This window comes from Nitrospira sp. BLG_1 (assembly GCF_047338595.1).
In the GTDB taxonomy this organism is placed as follows: domain Bacteria; phylum Nitrospirota; class Nitrospiria; order Nitrospirales; family Nitrospiraceae; genus Nitrospira_D.
This window is the reverse complement of record NZ_JBLFBO010000009.1, coordinates 57,063-76,513: the sequence shown is the minus strand read 5'-3', so window position 1 is coordinate 76,513 and position 19,451 is coordinate 57,063. Positions and strand designations below refer to the sequence as shown.

The window sequence follows — 19,451 nt, the reverse complement described above, 5'->3', positions numbered from 1 at the left end:
GATGGACGGAGGATCAAATTCGTTACGCAGACGTGAGTGAGGATCTCCCTTCTCGAAACGGCCAAGACTCCTTAAAGACCTAGGCGATATGGAGAATCCGTACATCGTGTCGGGAGCAACCAACACGAGTTAGTAAGACTCGAAACAGCTGCCTGACGGATTCAGGGTGCCAAGATCTGGCAGGAGAGAAAACCGATCCACAGGTCTGTGGGTATGTGTGCCCGTTGCCGTGAACAGAACCAGCCGAACCAAGCCTGGGAGGGGCCATCACATGGAAGACGGTCTGAACTATGAACCGCGTTCTTGAGCCAATGAGGAATGGCGGGGGTATCGAGTGGAGTGCGGGGAGTGATGTGTCGGTATCTCCGGATTTGGCTCAAACTCATCTTGGTGATCGCTGTTCCTTACAGCGCATGGTGTCAGGAGTCGGCCGTGTTTCGATTGGTGGTGAACACGGAGGAGAAGGGTGAAACGTTCGCACTGGTGGCTGCCGATGGAGATGTGATGCTGCCACGTTCTACGTTGACCGAGATCCGATTACAGGACTTGCCGTCCGGCGAGACGATCAACGGTGAGCCGCATGTTTCGTTGCGGGCGCTGGCGCCTGCCGTGACCTATGCCATCAATCAAGACACGAGTACGTTGAATCTCACGGTTGTCCCGGAGCGATTCTCAAAGACTGTGCGAGAATATTTCTTCAATCAACCACCACCGAATCTCAGAACCACCTTTTCGAACAGCGCCTTCCTCAACTACAGCCTCATCGCCACGGATGAAAAGTCTCTGGCGGGAACTGCCGAGGTGGCAGCACGGGTGGGCCACTGGCTTGGCCAAACGACGTTCATCTATACCAAAACCGAAACGACAGAAAACGCAAGGCGTCTTCTCTCGACGATGAGTCACGACAGTCCAGACGATCAACGGCGTATCACGATTGGGGACGTCTCGGCTTTTTCTGGATTGCTGGGCAGCGGCGGGGTGTTGGGCGGAATCGGGGTCTCGCGCAATTTCGGGCTCACACCGTATTTTTATCCGACACCCGGTCTCAACTTATCCGGGCTCCTGGAAACTCCTTCGGAAGTCGAGACCTATGTCAATGGACGTCTTGTCAAGCGTGAGCATCTGAGCCCTGGCGCCTTCACGCTCCAAAACGTTCCGGTCAACAACGGCTTGAATAATACCACCATCGTCATCCGTGATGCGTTTCAACGAGTCACGCAAATCAACGCACCGTTTTACATGTCACCCCAGTTGCTGAAGCAAGGGCTGTCTGATTACAGCTACAACGTCGGATTTCGGCGGGGCAATCTCGGTTTGGAATCCAATGACTATCGGGAATGGCAGGCGATCGCCTCGCACCGGTATGGCTGGACTCCGTGGCTGACCGCTGGGTTTCGTGGCGAGATGTCGGCACAACGGACGAATGTGGGGCCGCTCAGCAGTCTGCGACTGGGATCCTATGGGCAGCTGGATACGAATTTTGCGATGAGTCGCGACCATTCGACGTTCGGGTACGGCGCGCTCGCCAGCTACACCTACAGCAGCGGAGTGGTGAGTCTACGGGGCTCCGTCCAATACCTCTCCCGCGACTATTCCAATCTCGCGACCAGCGCGGAGTTCGACAAGCCGAAACTAGCATGGCTCGTCAGCGTGGGCGGCGCCAAAGCACCGTTCGGCTCGCTCACCGCGACCTATTCGGAGACCACCTTCTATGGGCAGACCAAAACCCAACAGGTGTCGGGGTTCTACAGCCGCCCGCTGCTCGGTCCCCTGTATCTGCAAGTGAGTGTGTCGCAGACGTTCAACCCGCTCCCCATTACGGATGTGTTTGTGGGCCTGACCTTTACCCTGGGTTCGAGGCATACCGGCCTGCTGACGCAACGGATGCGAGACCGAGAGATGGAACAGACTGCTGTGCTGCAACGAAATCCGCCGCTCGGACCGGGACTCGCCTATCGCCTCCAGGGCAGTCGTCTGGATCAGGAGACAGGGCCGACCCAATACAGCACGGATGATTTCATCCAATATCAAGGCACCTACGGGACGGTCGGGGCGGCTGTTCGGGAGCGACAGGGCCGGCTGAGCCATGATTTGCGACTGGCAGGCAGTGTATCGCTGCTGGACAGCAGCGTGCATCTGTCACGGCCGATTATCGATAGCTTTGCCCTCGTGCGGGTGCCGGAGCTCAAGAATGTCGAGGTCGCCTTCAACAACCAATCGATGGGGACCACGAACCGCCGTGGCGAATTGGTGATTCCCGAGATGATTTCGTACTTGGGGAACAATCTTTCGATCGACCCCAACGCATTGCCGGTCGAATACCAGGTGGACCGTGTCCGCCACTATGTCGCGCCTGCCTTCCGCAGCGGGGCGCTAGTGGAATTTGATGTCACCAAGTTGCAAGCCTTCGTCGGGAAATTGATGGTGCTGGTGGAGGGGAAGTTGCAGTCCGGCGACTATGCCGAGCTGACGATAAAGCTTCCCGGCAAGAAGGACATATCCGGTTTTGTCGGCACGCATGGTCAGTTTTATCTGGAAAATTTGCCGGCTGGACGTGTTCCTATGAAAGTCGACTGGCGGGGGAAAGTGGGGCTATGTGAACTCACAGCACCTAAGAGCGATGAAATACAAGTCGATGTGGGCACCGTCACATGTACGGTATCTGTCTCATCACCTGAGAAGGAACAATAAGCGGTCGTGAAACCTGTACAAATCTGGAGGTGTGTAATGAAGAACCATTTCTCTTTTACCGCTGCGGCCATGTTCTTCCTGTTCCTGGCATTCACAGTTCACACAGAAGCTGGCACGCTCACGACCACCATGCCGATTTCTGTGCAAATATCGGGAGGTTGTTCGCTATCGGCAACAGGAATCAATTTCGGTAACTATGCAGCCGGTCCTAGTGCACCGGCATTGACGGCAACAGGAACGATCTCAGTGACCTGCCCATCGAGTCTCCCGTATAAGGTGAGCTTGAATTCTGGTACGGCAATCCAAAATGGCGTCATAGGTCCAAACGGTCCAGTAGTCAATCGTGCGATGACATTCTCCAACAACGAACAGCTCGGCTATGAATTGTATAAGGATGCCGCAAGAACGACGATTTGGGGGGACAGTGATCTGGCTAATACGTACCCAAACGGGAGCAGTCAATCCGGCACCGGCATCGGTGCAAACCAGACATTGACCGTATTCGGTTTGGTGCCTGGGGGACAATTAATTAGCGCTCCGACGAATGCCAGCGGCACAGATACGATCACGGTGACTCTTCTATTTTAGACGTGCTGACAGAAAATCACGGTATGAAACATGGCGACAGGTTCAATCATCCGACTCTATGTGCTGCCGAGTATCTGCGCGGTGATCGTATGGCCCCTGGTGCTCAGCCAAGAAGCGGTGAGTTGCCAAACCACCGCCACCGGTGTGGCCTTTGGGCAATACGATGCCATCACCAATCAACCGACGACCGGAATGGGAACCCTCCGTTTGAATTGTCCCAGCCCAGCCGTGGTTCGTCTCAGTGCCGGGATGCATTCACAGGGTGGCTTCGCAACGCGGATACTTGCTTCGGCCGACCGTCCCGACCACGTACGATACAACCTCTATCTCGATCCAATGGGCATTCGGATTTGGGGCGACGGTGCGGCCAACACCTTCGTCCAACAAGTGCCAAGCGGGAACAGCGATTTGCAGATTTATGCTGTGGTGCCCGGTGGACAGCGGGCCGGAGCCGGCAGCTATCACGACATGATTACGGTAATTGTTGATTGGTAAATGAGATCACTGAATCCGCAACAACAATATATCCTAAGGAGGTTACTCATGAAGAAAGTAATGGGTCTCTTACTAGCTTTAACGACCCTGTCGCTCGCATCTCAGCAACTTGTTCATGCAGGCTCGGTATCGACGAGCTTTCCTGTCACAGTGAGCGTTAGTGAGGCCTGTACCGTGGCTGCGACCGGCTTTGCATTCCCAGCCTATTCCGGCGTCGGTGTTGATTCCACCAGTACCATTGATATCACCTGTGCGAGTAATTTGCCGTACCAGATCACATTGAATGGCGGCAACAATTTTAATTCAGGGACTGGTCACCGGCGCATGGCGTCTGGTGCAACCTTTTTGGAGTATCAATTGTATCAACAGAATGGGTTCCAGACGGTGTGGGGCGATTCAGGTTTTCAAGGCACAATGCCCAATGGAACACCGAAGGCGGGGACTGGAACCGGTGCCTCGCAGCAGCACACCGTCTTTGGACACCTGTATGCGAATCAGGTTGTTCCTGGGGGGACATATACAGACACCGTACTTGTCACCGTTAATTTTTAAGACTGTGAAAACGGCTGCAGCGAGAGACTGGCCATTGTATGGATAAGCTTTGCGTCCGGGGATGCGCAGTTTCTGTCAGCAAGTTGCCATAGAGGAGGTTTAGGATGAATCGATGGACAACATTCATAGTTGGATTCACGCTCACCCTCCTTGGGATCGCACCGACACTCTTCGCATCAACCATTACGACGACCATGCCTGTAACGGTGACCGGCGCATCGGCTTGTTCGGTCAGTGCGACGGGTGTCGCTTTTGGTTCCTATTCCGGTGCGACAGTGACTTCCTCTGGATCGATCACCGTCACGTGCAACTTCGATGTAGCCTACAACGTCACGCTCGATCGCGGAGTCGGTGCCGGACCAGGACAGAGCCGAGCAATGGAGGCCTTGGACGGCCGGGGCAACATATTAGCCGCCATCCGGTATTCGCTTTATAAGGATTCCGGCCTGACTCAAGAGTGGGGCGATGCGGGATTTGCAGGCACCTATCAAGCGGGAACGGCTGTGTCGGGTGTCGGATCGGGAGCCGCGCAAATATTGACCGTGTACGGAAAAATTCCCGCCGGAGAAGCGGTGGGGGCATTCGTCTACTCAGATACCGTGGTGGTATCCCTGATCTTTTAAGCACCAGCTTTAGAGTAGGAAGAGGATATGCGAATGCGCTGGCTCGTCGTTGTGCTCATCATAGTAGCAGGTTGGGCGTCATCGCACGCCGAGGCGGGAAATTTTAAGGTTGTTCCTATCAAAGTGTATTTTGAAAATGATCAGAAAGTGCAAACCCTCACACTACGCAACGACAGTGAGAGCGATGTCACACTGCAGTTCGAAGCGGTGGAGTGGGCGCAAGACGCGACCGGCAAGGACCAGTATGAACCTACGAAATCGCTCTTCATTTTCCCCGGTATTGTGACCGTAAAGGCTGGAGGGGAGAAGCAGGTTAAATTAGGGTATCAAGGCCCTCCGGCGGCAGCTCACGAACGGACGTACCGTCTGTACATAACCGAATTGCCCGTTCAAAAGCCTGGAGAAGCCACATTGCAGATGGCTATGCGACTCGGAGTGCCCGTGTTCGTCGTGCCGAAGAAAGGGAAACCAGTAATTGAAATTGAGCGGGCGACAATGGTCGACGAGACTCTTGATGTTCAAGTTGCAAATGTTGGTAATCGTCATGTGTACGTGAAGACAATCGAGGTGGTTGGCGCCGATGATTCGGATCGGGAAGTGTTTCATCGGGAGGCGTCCGGTTGGTATGTGCTGCCGGGCACGCATCGCCTGTTTTCCGTGCCTCTTCAGAAAGAACCATGCAGGGAGGCGAAACAGTTTCGTGTTGTTGTGAGATTTGCTAACCAAGACATTGATCAAGTGCCTGTCTCACTTTCAGGCCCAAATCAGGGACTACCGTGCCAGATGAATGCGTCGAACGGCCGATGACAGAGTCACAATGATTGCGGTCGCGTTTGAATTGAAAGGAGCGTAGAGATGAAAAGCAGAATGTTGCAAATAGCCTTAATTGGTTTTGCGCTCGTGGTTGGTATCGTCCCACTAACGAATGCTCTTGCGGCGACTGTCACAACGACGTTGCCCGTGTCATTGACCATTACAGCAGGGGCGTGCGAAGTCCAAGCAACATCTATCAACTTTGGCAACGTCCCCTCTGCCGCCGATGTTACTGGTACGGGTACCATTACTGTCACCTGCTCTTCTGGAACTCCCTATACGGTGACATTAGACGGCGGCCTGCATGCGGGAAACACTCACCGATTTTTAGCTAGCAACGCGGGAGGTTCCGTCGCTTATGATTTGTACAAGGATGCTGCAAATACCCAGGTCTGGGGAGATTCTGGATTTGCGAGTACGTATCCAAACGGCACCGCCGTCGTGGGAACAGGAAACAGTTCAGGACAGCCTTTGACTGTCTTTGGAAAAACCCTGTCGAGTACGGCTAATGTACCCGGCACGTATACCGACACCATAGTAGTGACAGTGATCTTCTAGCGTCCATCTGGTATTTCTGCTGTCTTGAGAGTGGTGTCAATGACAATCGGCCAGAGGTGCCTCCTACGCGATTGAGATAGATTGCCCTGCGCAGATTGCGCGGGGGAATCTATCACCCCCTTGCAGGCCTGTTCCGTTAGTCGAAGAGTGACTTCCTACTATCGTCGTACTTCAGTCTTCCCAAGAGACAGCCGATAGAGCGGGAGAGGGAGGGCCTCTCCATGCGCCTATGGTTATCTCTTGCGGTCGGTGTGGTTGTGGGATGGGGAATCATCATCGATGTTGGATATGCCGGGAGTGTGACCACGACCTTGCCGGTGCATGTAACGGTGTTGCCGCAGTGCGCTGTGTCGGCCCATGGCATTGAGTTCGGCACCTGGTCCTCTCAGGCGGTCACTGGCAAGGGAGCCATCAACGTGACATGCGCAAAAGGGATCGAGTATCACGTGGTGCTTAACGCAGGTGGGCACTTCGATCCGTCGACTCAGGCGCGTCAGCTGGCCGGACCAAACCCACATCACAAACTGTCGTACCGACTGTATCAAGATGCTGGACTCAGTATCGAATGGGGGGATCGCGGCTACGCGAATAGTTACCCCACCGGTTCAGGTGTCCGTGGAATTGGTACCAACCAACCGCAACCCATCACGGTCTACGGCGCGATCCCAGCCTCCTCAGTGCATCTGCCATCCGGTAGCTACGGTGATGTGACCTTGGTCACCATCCACTTTTAAGTTTCTACTACCCTTCCGGTAAGGAACGCCTCTTGCGTGCCGTCCCTATTAGCCACGAGGCACAAGGTCCCAGCATGTCAACAGTGCGTTGAGTTGTCTTAGACGTACCCTGCTTGCAGCTATCTTTATCGTCCTGCTTGCGCAGCGATTCTCGTTTGCCATACACTCTGACCCACGCTCATCTGTGAATTTCCGTACATTGTTGGAGAGATTTGTCGTGATTTGAATCAAGGTCTCAGCAAACCACAGACGTAGCTTTGCCCAGAGGATATCGAAGTCGCAGGTTTAGGAAAGAGCACGCTACCCAACATGCCACATCGGACCACATTAGCCAAGCTCACACCACCACGACTGTATGCCATTACACGACGTGAGCGGCTCTTTACTTTACTCAATAAGCATCATCGCCATCATAAGTTGATCTGGGTTGCGGGACCTCCAGGAGCCGGGAAGACCTCCCTCATTGCAAGCTATCTCGCCGAACACAAGACCCGGACGCTGTGGTATCACGTCGATCCAGGTGACGCGGACCTCGCCACTTTTTTCCATTACCTCGCACAGGTTGCTCAAGGTGCGGCGGGAAGGAAGCGACTGAGGTTGCCCGCGTTGACGCCTGAATTCATGGCGGATGTACCGGGGTTTACGAGGCGATTCCTGCGGGAGCTGTGGGCCAAGGTGCCACTCCCTGCCACGGTAGTTCTGGACAACTTTCAAGAGCTCCCAGCCAATGCAGCGCTCCATGCGATACTGCCCATCGCGCTGACCGAGTTTCCAGTTGGTGCAACGCTCATCGTCATCAGTCGCGAAGATGCACCTGCCCATTGGGCACAAGGTCTGACCCAGGTTCCCGTCGGGCATATTCGTTGGGACGATCTGCAGTTAACCCTTGAAGAGACTCGGACGATCGCTGCCTCGGTGCCTGGCCTCGACCAGACCGCTCTCCACACGATACACACCCAGACAAAAGGCTGGGTTGCCGGAACAGTCCTGATATTGGAACGGAGGAAGACAGGGGAGTCCTGGACAACTACGAATGTTTCAGAGACCCACTCTGGTTTCTTTGCCTACTTCGCCCAACAGGTCTTTGCACAGCTGGAGAGCCGGACCAAAACGGTGTTGCTGCGCACAGCTCTACTTCTGTGGATGACAGGTCCTATGGCCGAGGAGCTGAGTGGCGAATCTGGCGCGGATCAGGTTCTCCGCGAGCTGTATCAGCGCGGACTCTTTGTGGACCGTCGCGCCGAAACACAAGTGACCTATCACTATCATGACCTCTTTCGTGAATTCCTCGTCAATCAATGTCTGCAACAGTACAGCGAATATGAACTACTCGATCTTAGGCGTACCACAGCAGCGGTAGCGGAGCGAACGGGACAGTTAGATACTGCAGTCACCCTCTACGCAGAGACGAACTCCTGGGATGACCTAAGCCGAGTGATCTACGGGAGTGCCGAAAAGTTGCTCTCTCAAGGACGGAATTCAACGCTACAACGATACATCGGGTTGATTCAGGAGGCAGAACGCGACAAACGCCCCTGGCTGCTCTATTGGTTGGGAATCAGTCGATTGGTGTTTGATCCTGTCACGGCACGGAAAGATTTGGAGTCTGCCTACCAGCAGTTTGAGCACAATCAAGACATCCCAGGGTTATTCCTTTCCTGCAGCGGTATCATCCAGTCCTACTACTGCGGAGCGGATAACATGGCGCCCGCAATCGCGTGGGGTGATCGGCTTGAAGGCCTTCTTTGTCAAAACGGCGGGTTCCCTTCGTCGAGTGTTGAGGCAACTGTTCTCGCGAATCTCCAAGGGCTGATGTTGGCCTGCCCGCACCATCCTTTATTGATAAAACTGGAAAGTTCTATAGAGCAAACCCTGAGATCAATTGAGGATCCGCAGAAGTGTCTCAGTGTGGCCATTGCCTTCATAATACTCCTGCTTTGGATGGGAGAGTTCAGAAGAGTTCGCCAAATTATGGAGTATCTTAATGCGCGTCTTGATACCGTTACCCTCCCACCTTTCCTGCAACTCGACTGGAAAGCCAAGGAGGCTACCTATGTATGGTGTACCAGGTACGAAAAGAATGCGGGCCTAAAGATTCAGGAAGCATTGGCCATTGCAGAACAATCCGGCATTCACATCTTCAAACCAATGATTTGGGGGCAGCAAGCCCACGATGCCTTGGCGGCTGGGAATGACCTAGAAGCGAAGAAAGCTGTAGATTTAATACTGGCTGCCATTCAGCCTCACCAACGACTTGCGCTGGGGCAGTGTAGCTTCTATCAAGCCGGCATTGCTTTTCTAGGGAATGACCTGGGCTCTGCACGAAAACATGCTGAAGGAGTCGTTGCCAACACCGTTGACTTATGTGTGCCCTTCTTGACGGCAACGAGTCGGATAGGATTGGCTAAGGTACTGATTGAATTAGGTGAGACGGCAAAGGCTACAGAACAACTGGACGCAGCACTTGAATATGCGCGGATCATGCGTAGTGTATTCACCGAAGTTCTTTGTCTGTTGGCGAAAGCCTCCCTTGAACTAAAGGAAAGACACATCGATCAAGCCAATGAGACGATGCAAAAAGGACTTAGAATTGCTCGCGAGAACGATTACCTTTGTTTAGATTACTGGTGGCGGCCCAAGGTGATGGCCGACCTGATGGCGCATGCCTTGGAAGCGGGCATCGAAGTCGAGTATGTGCGGAGCGTCATTCAGCGTCGAAACTTGCGTGCCCCATCTGCCGCCCTGACCCGCTGGCCGTACCCCATCACGATCACGACCTTGGGAAGGTTCGAGCTGGTGATGGCTGACGTTCCGATAACCATGTTAGGAAAAACTCAACGTAAGCCTCTCGAACTCTTGAAGTACCTTTGTACCGTCGGAGAGCAAGGTCTCCATCAGGATCTCATCGAGGAGGCCCTATGGCCCGAGGCCGATGGCGAAGCCGCTGAGCAGGCCTTTCGGACCACGCTGCATCGCCTTCGGAAACTTCTGCGCCATGAGGACGCCGTGCAGCTTGCCGATCGCCACATCTCGCTTGATCCATCGCTGGTGTCGCTAGACCACATGGCGTTTCAACGCCTGGCTCGGGACATTGATCGTACAGACGCCGCGACCATCGAGCACACGCTCGCCCTGTATCGAGGACATTTTTTGCACGGCGAGACGGCTGTCTGGGTCTTGCCGATACGTGAACAATTACGAGCACAGTTTCTCACGCTCACCGAACAACTTGGTTCACTCTTAGAGGGAAAAGGGAAAGTCGGGGAAGCTGCTCATCGATACCTCTGCGCGCTTGAAGTAGAACCGACAGCTGAAGTGATATGTCGGCGTGTGATGACGACATATGTACGATTGGGACGTCGATCCGAGGCGATCGGTGTCTATCAGCGATTTAGCAACGCATTACATGCCAAACTTGGTGTCCCTCCGACCCCAGAAACTGTTTCTCTCTATCACAACATCATTAAGAGGTAAATCACTTCTGCCACCCTTCGAATTATGCAGTCTTTCCCACAGCTTCCCCATAAAAGTTTTCCTGTAGCCCCATAATCGTGCCATCGGTAACGGATCTGTAACCCCATCTATCATAAGTTCCCACCGTACTCTTCTACCGCTTCCGAAGCTCTCGAAGGGAAATACAGGATGGAACTTCCTATTCTAATGAGGTCATGGAGCGTCTTCGCCCGATGTCTGCCATTGACTGGACGGATGCTCCTGAGAGCGGCGGGTGCCGTCTTCTTGGTCCTTATCGCCTATGGCCACACCACATCGGAAAGCAGTGCCGATCAGGGGTTGGAAGTATCACCCACCAACATATCGATTACTCAAGCTACGGAATTGGACCACGGCGACAGCAAGATCGAGCAAAAAGTACCACGCGTGCTGGAGTTAGTCCTCAAGGATCTCGCCTCTTCTGATCCGGAGACCAGGTTGCTAGCCTTGGATTATTGGGATGCTGAACACATTCATCTCCTGCTCGGCCCAGTCTTTGAGGCCATGGAGGATAAGGACGCAGCGGTCCGAGCCAGAGCCACTGCGATTATCGAACGACTATGGGCCGTCGAGCAGAAGGTTATTGATCTGACGTTTTCCACAATAGAGAGCACAGGCGATCAACTCGTCACAAGGGTGCCGTGATGAATATCGCTCCAGTGTCAACGCTCGTCGCAGGCTGAAGATGAGCACGAACATCACCGACGTCGGAGGCTGGTAGCCATTCTGGCGACGCTCGCCGCGTATCAATCCTATGGAGGTCTTTATGGGTAATCTCAAAATCGGAGCGGGGTTCCCTGGTAAGGGCGGTACAACAATTGAGGTGCAGGTACTCGAGAAAGTGGTCATCGATCCAAAGCGGGACGGGATTTTGAATGTGGATAATTTACCGGTGTGGTATGTCAGCCTAAACAACGAACAGACTGAAGCACTGGAAGATGTGTTGAAGGCTGGTGGCGGGTCATTTGCCGTGGCGGCGGCAGCGGTGCCACCGGCAGCAGCGGTGTTCGGTACGATCAGCGCGGCATTGCTCGCTGCAATACCTATCATCAAAGAAATGAACAAACTAGGTGGGCACAATGGAGTAGATATAAATGGAGTTATCGGCACGCTAGGACTTATCGTAACTCCTCGGATTGGTAAGATTTACGGTGACCTCATCAATGCAGCACGTCTCGCAGTGAAAGGCCGTACCATTATCGATTTTATGATATTTGCATCGACGAAGATACCTGCACTGTCTATGGCTTTGAACATCGGCGCCGTTGCAAGCATTTTGGCAGCCATTGAGTCGGGTACACCTTTGGGATGGGCAATAGCGGGTACTTTTGGCGTGGTCATGGATATCTTGAAGCCAGAGCCAGACCCGAATGAGCATGGAGCGGTCGTCGCTGATAGAAACCAAGTCGGCCCATGGGAAACCTTCCATCTCGGACAACTCGGAGAGGGTAACAAGGTAGCTCTACTGTCCCATATGGGATGCTTCTCAGCACAACAGGGGGGCGGGCAAGGTGTATATGCAAATCGCCCGTGGGTTAAAGAGTGGGAAACATGGACTTTAATCGACAATAACGATGGGACAGTGAGTTTTCAGACAATTGGCGGCCATTTCCTCTGTGCCGAAAATGGTGGCGATTCAGTGTGTCAAGCAAATCGCATCAGCATCGGCAACTGGGAAAAGTTCTTTCTTGTGAATTTGCCGGACGGCAGAGTCGCACTAAAGACGCATGACAAAGGCAAGTTTGTCAGCGTGCAACCTTAACTTAGGGGAACCAAAGGGAATATTGTCATGATTCGCTTAAGTTTAAATAGAATGCAGGTTTGGGTGCTCATTTGTTTAGTGCTCTCCCTCGCTCTTTACGAAGTGGCGACAGCGGCCACGGTGTCGCTGGCTGAAGCTGGACTGTCCTTCGATGCGCCGAAGGAATTCTCGCCTCTCACCGCAGAGGAAATCGCCCTTCTCTATCAGACCAGTCGACCGCCTAAGTATGCGGTGGGAAACGAGGCACGGACCACCACCATTGGCTACGATTTATATGAAACTGCCATACGGATCGATCAATTAAAAGAAGCCAAACCCGCCATTGAGTCACAGATTGAGCGTACTGGGTCAGGATTCGTATGGAAACAGCGCGAGATCATCACTTTGCAAGGGCAACCGTGGATATCGTTGGAATGCACATATCATGGATCCGATGGCGAGGGGACCGATATCAAGTTCCATGACATCGCGTTGATGACGTCACGGCAAGGGCGACTCCTCAGGATCAGCTTCAATTCGACTCAAGAGGAATTTCCCACCATTGAGAAAGCATTGCGTAAAATCATTCAGAGCATTAGGTTCAATCGGAAATGATACTTGAGGACGACGGCAAGTGCTTTTCATCGAGTCATTGAGAGGTCACGCACTGACACGATGTCTGCTATGGTTCACTCAAATGGAGTGATGGAATCATGTTGAACTGTCACCTATCGGAACATATTCCAGATCAGCCGGAAGCAATTCTATCAAGCACAACGCTGACTCTTTCTCGTCGAGAGGTCTTTCGACTGGTAGGCGCACTCTGCCTAACGTCCCCGATGAGCCTATCATTTCTCGGTTGCAATAAAAGCAATCCCGAACCGGATCTGTCCCTTGTTGACCCTCCTACGCTCGCCCAACTGCGGGACTTAATTCGATCAAGCTCCGATCATCTTCAGGCACGGGCCGAGGAGGTCGTTGCCACGAAAGATGTGACGCGCATTGCCGAGTTTGTTCGCGATCACATCGCTGTGTTGCCATCGTTTTACGACAGGGATGATGGACGTTACGCTTCGAGGTGGGGCGTGAACGGCACCTTACGGGCAGGGGCCGGAACACTGCGGGATCGAGCTGAGTTGCTAGTAGCTATGCTCGGGGCAGCGGGGATTGCCGCCACGGTCCGGGAAATGCCCATGCCTTCGCGGATGAACGCAGATCGGCTCTACCGTCCTCGTCCACACGAGTTTTCCATTGATGAGGCCAAACTCACCGCCATGGTCAAGGCGATTCAAAAGAAGGAAGCAAGCGAACAGACAACGAACGTTCCAGAACAGGCGGAGACGGGGAAGAAGACCGTGACCGCTGTTGAGGATGTCGATCCGGCTTCGCTCGTGAATGACGCCGCAAAGACGATCACCAGTGCAATCGCCGGCAAGATGACCAATCTTGAAAAGGCTGAGTTGCCTGTCCCGCCTCAGATCCCCGTCGTCACCATTGAGGGCGATCCTTCCAAGGTGCTGGTGTCGCTCGCCTCCATGGCTGTGGAAAATGGGGATGTGAACAAGTTACCGCTGCTTACTAATTATGATAGACCCAAAATTGAATTTTCGGTGACCGCTTTTCTGAACCCTCGCCTCGGGGGCGGTTCCCCCCGTGTAGTGGAGCTCGTGAAGAGTTCCTGGCCCGTGGAAGATGTCGTTGGCCATCAAGTACAAGTGTTGTTTGGGCCTCCCCAAGGAGCAAAGGCGCTATTGGCGGCTCCGTTGTCATCCTATCCTGTTCGGGTCCCCATCATCCGTGTGCAACCTCGTCCTAGCGGGGAGTTTGATGCGCGAAAGGTCATCTTTGGAAAGAAGGTCCCAACCCCACATCCGACAACGGCCGCATCTGCGCCTTCTGCAGAGACCGCGGAGCCGTCCTTGTTAACGACGGGCTCCCTCTTTACGATCGATGGAGAAATTTTGGCTGAGGTCACTCCAGAACCATTGAAGGGCAATCAGAGGCTTCTGGTGCTTGATGATACGCAGGCCCAAGCAGAGACTAAACGCGTCACCAAGCTCAAGGCCACGGTCAATGCGGCGTCGTTTCCTGAGATCGAAGTGGCGCTCTCCGTGACCGATGCCAAGGGCGCCTCGGTCGATGGACTGGGCATGTCCGCCTTTGCCGTGACGGAGGGGACACAACCTTGCCGGCCGATCTTAGTGGCTAATCGCCAGATCGACCAGAGACCCCGTATTCTTGTGCTCTACGATGGGAGCGGGAGTATGGATGAGGCCTTTGGATCTAAAGAGAATCGTCAGGCTTTCAATAAGCTCCTCGCTCAGACGCTCACGGATGCGGCAGTGGTTCAGCCCCTCGATGTTAGAGTGGTCGGGTTCGGGGGCGGTTCGCAGCCTTGGGGCTGGAAACAGCCATCCGTTGAGCAGCTGACTAAGGACATGGAACTGTTCAGCTTCAGTAACCTCTGGACTTCATTTACCAATGGAGCCCTAGATGATGGACCGGCTGCGGTCATTATTGTGAGCGACTATGACGCTGAGGATGCTGGCCAAGCGGCGGCTGCCAAGTTGCGGTTGACGCGAGCCCAGATTCCCATTCTCGCGATCACTCCCGGAAAGGTCAAAGAGGAGGTGCTCTCAGATCTCTTGACTGTGAGTGGTGCACAACGATTCGCCGTTACCGACCCAAAACTGAAAACGGCACTCAGAGAGGCGGTCGCCAAGGCTACCACCACGAAACGGGCTTACTCCTATCGCTTTCACTATAAGGCCGAGCTTGAAGGGCCCAATCCGAGACCCGTCCACATCGCGCTGACGAATCATTCCCAGATCCGTACGTCAGTGACCTACCAGGTCCCTGCATCGGAATCGCGTGTGCCGCCTGCTTCGGTGGCTGGTTTGTACTTGACGGTCTCGGTCGGCGGTCAGAGAGAGCGCCGGCATTTAGGCGGAATTCGATTTAACGAACGAGGGGACACGAAGGACGATCCCAATAATGCGGCGCTGATTGCTGAGGCGCGGAATGCATTGAATGGAATGGTCACCGTGACTGTCGAACCAGGCTCGCCGACGATGGGAGCAGTACTTGAGGACGTGGTGACATCGTTCCAATCGTTCGAGCCCCTGCTCGATAAAAAGTCGACCAAGGACGAGGAGCAGGCATTCATGAAAACTGCCGCTGGCCTGTATCGCTATCCGGTCGATCTCGCTCAAATACTGACACCCCCGCCCAACTCAATGCGTGATGCCAGTGTGGTGCCCAAAGGTCTCCGGATCCTGATCTCGACGGAGCAACCAACAGAAAAGGGGTTGCTGTCACGCATGGATATTCCCCCCGAGCTTAACTGCATGCGCATCGCAGGTGGAGATGCTAGCCGTATATCGAGTGTCGTTCAGCAAAGTCTGTGGCTTTCGGTCAATGAAGCCCTAGCGTATGACTCCGCAGCCTTTAAAGAGCTCCAAGGTCGGCCCCTGCAATTCTTGAAAGCGACGGAGTCCCTTCCGGATTTCATCATAAAGGGATACAGTCCTGAGCAGGCAGTTAGCTTGAGTCGAGTATCGAACCAATATAGTTATTACCATCGATTGGTGCCGACGGATGGGGGAAGCGTGGCTATGTGGATAGTAGACCCCACATCGGGGACAGTGTTTGCAGTGGATGAAACTGGACGTGGAGGTGGGAGTGACTGCTTATCAGGAATTCTTGAGGGTTTTACGGATATCTTGAAGGCCTTGGGTGTACTCTTATTCGCGGCATTTTTTGGGTGCGAAAGGAATGTGAAATCAGCTGCTCAAGCTATTCGATGCATGGGCATTGGTACAGCAGCAGTGTATGAGGCAGCGGCCTCGGCCTTGGTGGAATATATTCATCATCCTCCCAACCTAGGGTGGAGAGGTGTAGAGCTCGGAGCTGAGCTTGGTCTGATTGGGCTGCACGTGCGTGGCGTAGGGCATTTGCAAGGATCGATAGATCCTTTTACTAAAGTATTTACAGAACCCCATGCTGGCTCTACGGTTGTAATCGTAGTTATGTGTATCGTCTTTGTTGGGCTTAATATTCACTATTTAATGGAGAGAGTTCATCATTGCGATCCTGGAAGACCAGGCGTCCCTAGCGAGCATCGTGCTCCTCGTGGAAGGCAAAGACTCTCCTAATACAGGATCATCACAAGCCAGACAGTAACGTGACTATATCCTGCAATTACGGATGCCAAGCACTGAACTTGGCTTTTAGTCATGGGTTATGATGCCGGTTTGGGTCTGAAGGAAATTGCGTGCCCTTGCGGCACATTTCATTTGTTGTTTTTCAGGTGGGTTTGCTAATGGCATGATTAATGTTCGGTTCCACTGATGCCTTGATGATGATATCACCGTGCTCATCGGAGTTCAGAGATACGCATCTCCGTTACAATCTACCGAAACTCAACGGGTTTGTGAAGCTCTTGTATCAGTTGCGTCTCAATTTAGCTTTTGAGAACACGCCACAGATGCAACAGATATCGACTACATCTCCTCGGCCTGCAATGCATTTCGCAAGGCTTGAATCGTCAAGGGCGTATTCCCTTCGCTGCGGTTGTTGACCATGACATGCCCCTGTCGCTTCTCTCCCATTGCTTTTATTTTGCCAGCTCTACCGTGTCTTACTGTATCTCTGGAAGCTCTCCCACAATCTTCGTGTCGACGATCGTGATTGGCAATGGGAAAAGCCTGTATCGTTTATAACACTGGGTGAAAGCTGGAATCGTCGAAGTAGTAATGCCCTTCTTCTTTGACAAGCCGTGTGAGAAATTCCATCCAGCCGATCGCAATGACGGTGACAGTGCCAAACTGAAACTCTTGTCCGTCTGGTTTTCCCACAATGAGCCACCAGTGTTGGGGTTTATTTCGCGCGTAGAGATAGCCCACCGCGCGTCCATCGGGTAAATCCATGAAATGGACCGCTGCCTCTGAGATCTCCAACTCAGGAAGTGACACTTGCCGCATGGTCAGGTCACGGATGGGCTTGAGAGACCAGGGATGTGACGTTTGATGGAAGAACGCCGCGCCCTGTGGAAAGCGCTCCATGAGTTGAATGAATTCCTTTGGTATTCCACCCCAGATTGAGTCGACGACCTGTTCCAACTTCGGGAATGTACAACCTGTTGCACTCACATCTGCTGAGGCCGTGGATGCCAATTTGGTCAACAGCTGCGACATCTCATCAGCCTCCAGCACGGCCCATCCAACCAGGGGTTCCAGATCCCCGTTGGCTGCGTCCTGTTTCACGCCCATGAAACCGGCGACTAACTCCATCGCTCTCGGCTCCGTAGATGATCGAATGGTGAACGGGGCTCGCGACAGGCCTACTGGGAGGCGCTTGGGTGAAAGCCCACCCTCGGTCGTCAGTTGTGTTCTTGGGATCGCCAGGATCGGGTTTCTCACCGTCGGAGCTTGGGTGACGGAATCCTTAATGTAGGGAAAGAGGTCTGCCAACCAGCCCGTGATCACCTTGCCTCCGTACACCTCTTGTGGGCTGAAAATATGCTTCCAGAAGGTTTGTGAGGGGACTCCTTGGACGGTGGCGATGAAGCCGTCACAAATCGGCTTGAGTCGATCTGTCCACCAGTCGAGGTGGAAGCTCGCCATGACGTCGAGGCGTTCGCGAATCCTCATCCAATCCTGGACGGATCCCTTTACTGTGATCGTGGGAATCCCGCAAATAAACAGCAATTCATAGTCGAAATACTGCTGAAATGCATCCATCATCACCACCTGGCTGACCGTCCGAGTGATCGGCGTGGTGGTGCTGAAGTCACAGATCATGAGTTGAGAAAGATCGGATGGGATCTGCGTTTGAATCTTGTCGCTCCATTGCTGGATGACATCTGCCCAATCCTGTGAGGTGCTGAGCTCAAAGGCCATGGCTTTGAGGGTGACTTTCCCCTTGTGCGAGACGATCGTCGATCGAAGTGCTTCTGCGTGATTGTTGATGTGCTGCGCGAACCCTTGCGCCAGGGTGAGCCAAACAATGTCTGGTGTGAGCACCAGCGGACGATGCTCGCTAAACGCTAAATAGACGGTGGAGACCAGGCTATGGTCTGTCGCTCCTTCTGCCGCCACGACATCAGCGGAAGCTTCAGGCGTAAAGGCCTCCAGGGGGCGTCTCATCTTGTCCTCAAACAGCTTCCGGGCATTGGTCAGCGGGAGCCGTTCCTGACAAGGTGTGACCGGATCGACCTGAAAGCAGATCTCCGTTTCGGAGCGATGCACAATGGGAGCGAGATCATTAAGTGGCGCAGAGGAACTTCTCATGGCACACCTCCAAGTGGAGAAAATGACAGTTTGCGTTCGGGTAGGGGTGACATTAAGGATACCTGACAGAATAGCGCCTGGCAATTTGACCTTTAAGAGGGTGCAGAATTCGGTAGGGCGATGCGCTTGTCGTCCCAGTCGTACAGTTCTTGATGGAGTCTATCCATTGGAGACCTCCGTTAGCCCTAGTGATTTAGGTTAAGGAAAGGGGTATTCTTGTGCCGTTTGGAAAGACCATCTCCACTAGCTCCGCCAGACAATCCGATACCACCAGAAACGCCACCAAATAGCAATCAGCCTACTGTCTAGGCGATTCGGTATGTTGCATTGGGTTGCATGGAGTAGGCAGACCTTGGCAAGGGGAGGGCACGCGTACGGGCACACCAAATCGGATACCTCGCGACGATGTAAGCCATGCGCATAGGTAAACCATTTGACCACTCAACCTTATCACCTACCCTCCGGCACAATCGGCATACCCGCGACGGGTCATGGGTCTGGGTCCCATTTCGGGAATGCGTGAGCAGGTCAAAAAGGAAGGTGATGTGGTTGTCTATCACATAATGCACGATCGTTCGGTCTATCCTGATAGCGGGGTGGTATTCGATCAAGACTCAAGAGAGCCATAAGAAACGAACCTTTCAATGGTGCATGTGACCCGCTTTGTGATCCCGTCTTCTGGTGCCATGAAGATAGCGGTTTAGGCCTCGGCGTGTTCCTTTCTTCTCTGGTGCATGTTTCAATCTGAGAATTCCAGACATTCCGGCATATCTATCTGTCAATGGTTCCAGATTCCGAAGATAAGGCATTGCGATAGCGCAGGATTGCATGACCTGATAGATAACGTCCCAGGTTTCCGGGACACTATCTGATC

14 protein-coding genes are annotated in these 19,451 nt (G+C 53.5%); 13 read left to right on the top strand and 1 reads right to left on the bottom strand.

All coding sequences use genetic code 11. The annotated features are described in order from the left end of the window. Positions 1-318: 318 nt before the first annotated feature. The 13 genes from ACMTNU_RS10370 to ACMTNU_RS10310 all read left to right on the top strand — a co-directional run bounded on the left by ACMTNU_RS10370 (position 319) and on the right by ACMTNU_RS10310 (position 16,441). A complete protein-coding gene (locus tag ACMTNU_RS10370) occupies positions 319-2,691 on the top strand; it encodes a fimbria/pilus outer membrane usher protein (RefSeq protein ID WP_413935170.1) in 2,373 nt (790 codons plus the stop codon). 36 nt (positions 2,692-2,727) lie between these two features. Continuing rightward, a complete protein-coding gene (locus ACMTNU_RS10365) occupies positions 2,728-3,279 on the top strand; it encodes a spore coat U domain-containing protein (RefSeq protein WP_413935169.1) in 552 nt (183 codons plus the stop codon). A gap of 30 nt (positions 3,280-3,309) precedes the next feature. Further along, positions 3,310-3,774: a spore coat U domain-containing protein gene (locus ACMTNU_RS10360; protein ID WP_413935168.1), complete on the top strand. Its 465-nt coding sequence runs from the start codon at positions 3,310-3,312 to the stop codon at positions 3,772-3,774. 48 nt (positions 3,775-3,822) lie between these two features. Further along, entirely contained in the window at positions 3,823-4,326 is a 504-nt protein-coding gene (locus tag ACMTNU_RS10355) for a spore coat U domain-containing protein (RefSeq protein ID WP_413935167.1), read from the top strand. Between the two features lie 104 nt (positions 4,327-4,430). Next, positions 4,431-4,949, top strand: a complete 519-nt coding sequence (locus tag ACMTNU_RS10350; protein WP_413935166.1) for a spore coat U domain-containing protein — start codon at positions 4,431-4,433, stop codon at positions 4,947-4,949. A gap of 27 nt (positions 4,950-4,976) precedes the next feature. Then, the gene (locus ACMTNU_RS10345; protein ID WP_413935165.1) at positions 4,977-5,756 is read left to right on the top strand and encodes a molecular chaperone; all 780 of its coding nucleotides are present in this window, start codon (positions 4,977-4,979) and stop codon (positions 5,754-5,756) included. A gap of 48 nt (positions 5,757-5,804) precedes the next feature. Further along, a complete protein-coding gene (locus ACMTNU_RS10340; RefSeq protein WP_413935164.1) occupies positions 5,805-6,320 on the top strand; it encodes a spore coat U domain-containing protein in 516 nt (171 codons plus the stop codon). Positions 6,321-6,541: 221 nt separating this feature from the next. Next, positions 6,542-7,054 carry a spore coat U domain-containing protein gene (locus ACMTNU_RS10335; RefSeq protein ID WP_413935163.1) on the top strand — a complete coding sequence of 171 codons (513 nt, stop codon included), beginning with the start codon at positions 6,542-6,544 and terminating at the stop codon, positions 7,052-7,054. Between the two features lie 309 nt (positions 7,055-7,363). Then, complete coding sequence (locus tag ACMTNU_RS10330; RefSeq protein WP_413935162.1) at positions 7,364-10,528, top strand: BTAD domain-containing putative transcriptional regulator; 3,165 nt, start codon at positions 7,364-7,366, stop codon at positions 10,526-10,528. Between the two features lie 234 nt (positions 10,529-10,762). Continuing rightward, positions 10,763-11,191 (top strand): hypothetical protein, encoded by a 429-nt coding sequence (locus tag ACMTNU_RS10325; protein WP_413935161.1) that lies wholly within the window; start codon positions 10,763-10,765, stop codon positions 11,189-11,191. Between the two features lie 121 nt (positions 11,192-11,312). Beyond that, positions 11,313-12,308: a fascin domain-containing protein gene (locus tag ACMTNU_RS10320; RefSeq protein ID WP_413935160.1), complete on the top strand. Its 996-nt coding sequence runs from the start codon at positions 11,313-11,315 to the stop codon at positions 12,306-12,308. Between the two features lie 27 nt (positions 12,309-12,335). Next, positions 12,336-12,902: a hypothetical protein gene (locus tag ACMTNU_RS10315; protein WP_413935159.1), complete on the top strand. Its 567-nt coding sequence runs from the start codon at positions 12,336-12,338 to the stop codon at positions 12,900-12,902. A 98-nt stretch (positions 12,903-13,000) separates the two neighbouring features. Beyond that, positions 13,001-16,441, top strand: a complete 3,441-nt coding sequence (locus ACMTNU_RS10310; protein ID WP_413935158.1) for a hypothetical protein — start codon at positions 13,001-13,003, stop codon at positions 16,439-16,441. Positions 16,442-17,002: 561 nt separating this feature from the next. Here the strand turns inward: ACMTNU_RS10310 and ACMTNU_RS10305 are convergent. Then, positions 17,003-18,577 carry a DUF4419 domain-containing protein gene (locus ACMTNU_RS10305; RefSeq protein WP_413935157.1) on the bottom strand — a complete coding sequence of 525 codons (1,575 nt, stop codon included), beginning with the start codon at positions 18,575-18,577 and terminating at the stop codon, positions 17,003-17,005. Between the last annotated feature and the right edge of the window lie 874 nt (positions 18,578-19,451).

Excerpts from the sequence above, each read along its gene's own strand:
- ACMTNU_RS10330 (WP_413935162.1), top strand. The coding sequence starts at position 7,364 with ATGCCACATCGGACCACATTAGCCAAGCTCACACCACCACGACTGTAT.
- ACMTNU_RS10365 (WP_413935169.1), top strand. The coding sequence starts at position 2,728 with ATGAAGAACCATTTCTCTTTTACCGCTGCGGCCATGTTCTTCCTGTTC.
- ACMTNU_RS10305 (WP_413935157.1), bottom strand. The coding sequence starts at position 18,577 with ATGAGAAGTTCCTCTGCGCCACTTAATGATCTCGCTCCCATTGTGCAT.
- ACMTNU_RS10370 (WP_413935170.1), top strand. The coding sequence starts at position 319 with ATGGCGGGGGTATCGAGTGGAGTGCGGGGAGTGATGTGTCGGTATCTC.
- ACMTNU_RS10345 (WP_413935165.1), top strand. The coding sequence starts at position 4,977 with ATGCGAATGCGCTGGCTCGTCGTTGTGCTCATCATAGTAGCAGGTTGG.
- ACMTNU_RS10355 (WP_413935167.1), top strand. The coding sequence starts at position 3,823 with ATGAAGAAAGTAATGGGTCTCTTACTAGCTTTAACGACCCTGTCGCTC.
- ACMTNU_RS10335 (WP_413935163.1), top strand. The coding sequence starts at position 6,542 with ATGCGCCTATGGTTATCTCTTGCGGTCGGTGTGGTTGTGGGATGGGGA.
- ACMTNU_RS10320 (WP_413935160.1), top strand. The coding sequence starts at position 11,313 with ATGGGTAATCTCAAAATCGGAGCGGGGTTCCCTGGTAAGGGCGGTACA.
- ACMTNU_RS10315 (WP_413935159.1), top strand. The coding sequence starts at position 12,336 with ATGATTCGCTTAAGTTTAAATAGAATGCAGGTTTGGGTGCTCATTTGT.
- ACMTNU_RS10340 (WP_413935164.1), top strand. The coding sequence starts at position 5,805 with ATGAAAAGCAGAATGTTGCAAATAGCCTTAATTGGTTTTGCGCTCGTG.
- ACMTNU_RS10310 (WP_413935158.1), top strand. The coding sequence starts at position 13,001 with ATGTTGAACTGTCACCTATCGGAACATATTCCAGATCAGCCGGAAGCA.
- ACMTNU_RS10350 (WP_413935166.1), top strand. The coding sequence starts at position 4,431 with ATGAATCGATGGACAACATTCATAGTTGGATTCACGCTCACCCTCCTT.
- ACMTNU_RS10360 (WP_413935168.1), top strand. The coding sequence starts at position 3,310 with ATGGCGACAGGTTCAATCATCCGACTCTATGTGCTGCCGAGTATCTGC.
- ACMTNU_RS10325 (WP_413935161.1), top strand. The coding sequence starts at position 10,763 with ATGCTCCTGAGAGCGGCGGGTGCCGTCTTCTTGGTCCTTATCGCCTAT.